1 protein-coding gene is annotated in these 2,165 nt (G+C 68.9%); it reads right to left on the bottom strand.

The features are described 5' to 3' along the window. Positions 1-71: 71 nt before the first annotated feature. Entirely contained in the window at positions 72-1,901 is a 1,830-nt protein-coding gene (locus tag VML93_RS09360; RefSeq protein WP_325609927.1) for an IS1634 family transposase, read from the bottom strand. Positions 1,902-2,165 lie beyond the last annotated feature (264 nt).

Here is a 2,165-nt window from a genome sequence, read left to right as displayed (position 1 = left end):
GGGCGGCACCCACGTGCGCTGGACCGCTCCGCTGATCGATCCCTAGGCATCGGAGTGAAATCGAGTTATCGCTAGGCCCGTTTTCCGCATAGTTGGGGGTTTAGGTTTGTGGTTTTGGATGTTGTTGGGGTGCTGTGTGTTTCGGGCCATGGTAGGGGGATGTCGAGGTGGGCGAGGATGAGTCGTTGCACGGGGGTGAGCCGGTCGAGGACGAGTTCGCTGGTGGTGTAGGTGGCGTGTAGGTGGGTGAAGGCGGCGAGTACGGCGCGGGCGGTGGGGACGGCGTCGCGGTGTTCGGGCAGGAGGCCGGGCAGTGGGGTGTCGGGGCCGAGAGCGGCGCGTAGGTGGGCTTCGATGAGGCCGTAGACGAGCAGGGCGATGCCGACGACGGCGATGAGGGCGTGGATGCGGTCGTCGTTGTGCAGGAAGATCGGCCGCACGTGCAGGGTTTGTTTGAGGTCGCGGTGGCGTTGTTCGACGATCCACTGGTCTTTGTAGGTGTCGAGCACGTCAAGCGCGGTCAGTGTGCGCTCGGGTGGGTCGGGCAGGTTGGTGGCCAGGGCGTAGAGACCGTCCAGGGCTGCGGCGCTGGTGATGGCGTCGGGGTTGCGGTGCCAGGCGATGGTGGGTTTGCCCTGGTCGTCGACGCCGGTGGTGACGGTGATCAGGTCGGCGATGCGGTGCCCGATGATCTTGGCGACCCGGTCGTCGACCTGCTTTTTGGTCTTGTAGTAGCGCCCGCCGAGGCCGTTGCGGATGCGGGTGAGCGCGTCGTTGGCCGTGGTGAGGGCGCGTTGTCGGGCGTCGGCGACGGAGGCGGCCTCCTCGGAAGACCAGATGTAGGCGATGCGCAGCCGGTGGGTGGCGCCGGTGTCGTCGTCGGCGATGGCTTGCTCGCGCAGCACGCCTTTCCACACGGTGCGCTGGTGCTCGGGCAGCCGGCGCTCGCGTGCCGAGCAGTGATCGAGCCGGTCGAGTGCGGCCAGCCCGTCGGGCACGTCCGCGGCGAACCAGCCCGCCCAGCCGGTGTCGGCGCGCAGCGGCACCACGAACCGCAACCCTTTCGCGTCGGCGGCGCACAGCTTGCTCAGGTGCCCGAACCCGGAGTCGATGACGCAGACCACGCCGGGTGGGGCCAGCGCGCGGATGCGCTCGAGCGTGTCGGCGAAGCAGGGTGCCTCGTTGGATCCCCCCGGATGCGGCCGATAGTAAACCGCGACCCCGGCGCGGGTGGACACCTGCAGGGTCTTGACTTGGCGGCCGATGGTGCGGTCAGCCGCCCACCCCTTGGCGACCAGCGCGGAGCCGGTGTAGCCGCCGGTGAACCGGACCGCGGTCATGTCCAGGTGCAGCCGTGACAGGTCCGCCGAGCAGCGCGACGCGGCCGCCAGGGCGAGCTCGCCGCGGACCTGCTCGGCCACCGGGGCCAGCGCCTCCAACGCCCGGCCGAGCCGGTCGTCGTTGAGCAATCCCGCTGGGACGGAAAACAATTCGGCCATCGCCGCGCTGGACGCCCAGCCCGCGATGTCGTACAGCGGCGCCGGGGCGCACAGCCGGTTGGCCACCAGTGCGGCGATCACCTCCCCGTGGGTCAGCATGGCCCGTCCGCGCATCGGGGCCGCCGCGTCGATGAGCTGCACCAGGCCCAGCCGGTGCAGGTAGTGGTGCACCAGCAGCAGCGGCCCGACGTGGCGGCGGGTGCCGACCGGCGGCGGGTCGAGCCGGGCGAACGAGGCCGCCAACTGGTCCAGTTGGCCCGACGCCTTCAGCTCGTCCTCGCGGCCCAGCGTGCGCAGCACCTGGTGGCGCACCCGGCCGTCGGCATCCCGATAGGCCCGCACCAGCCGCAGGTAGACATACCGTTTGCCGCCCTTGACCACCGCGTGCCGCTTGACGTACATGCCAGCCCCGTTCGATAGCTTGGCCCTACGCTATCGCGACCGCAACCGCATTACAAGCATGTAATTCGGCGTGTTTCCAGAAGACCAAAAACTTGTGGTTGGCCCTACACAGCTGGCCTGGGGCCGGGTCGGCTGCGGCAGCCAATCGCAGCCACCACAGGCCAATACTCAACTTCCGCAAAGCATTACAACGACCAGCCCGTCAGCTGATCGCTCCCACCGATCAGGCCCCTACGCTCGATCAGTGCGGAAAACGCGGCTAGG

It is taken from the genome of Mycobacterium sp. (assembly GCF_035499775.1).
GTDB lineage: Bacteria > Actinomycetota > Actinomycetes > Mycobacteriales > Mycobacteriaceae > Mycobacterium.
The sequence above is the reverse complement of the archived record's forward strand: the minus strand, read 5'-3'. Positions and strand labels throughout refer to the sequence as shown.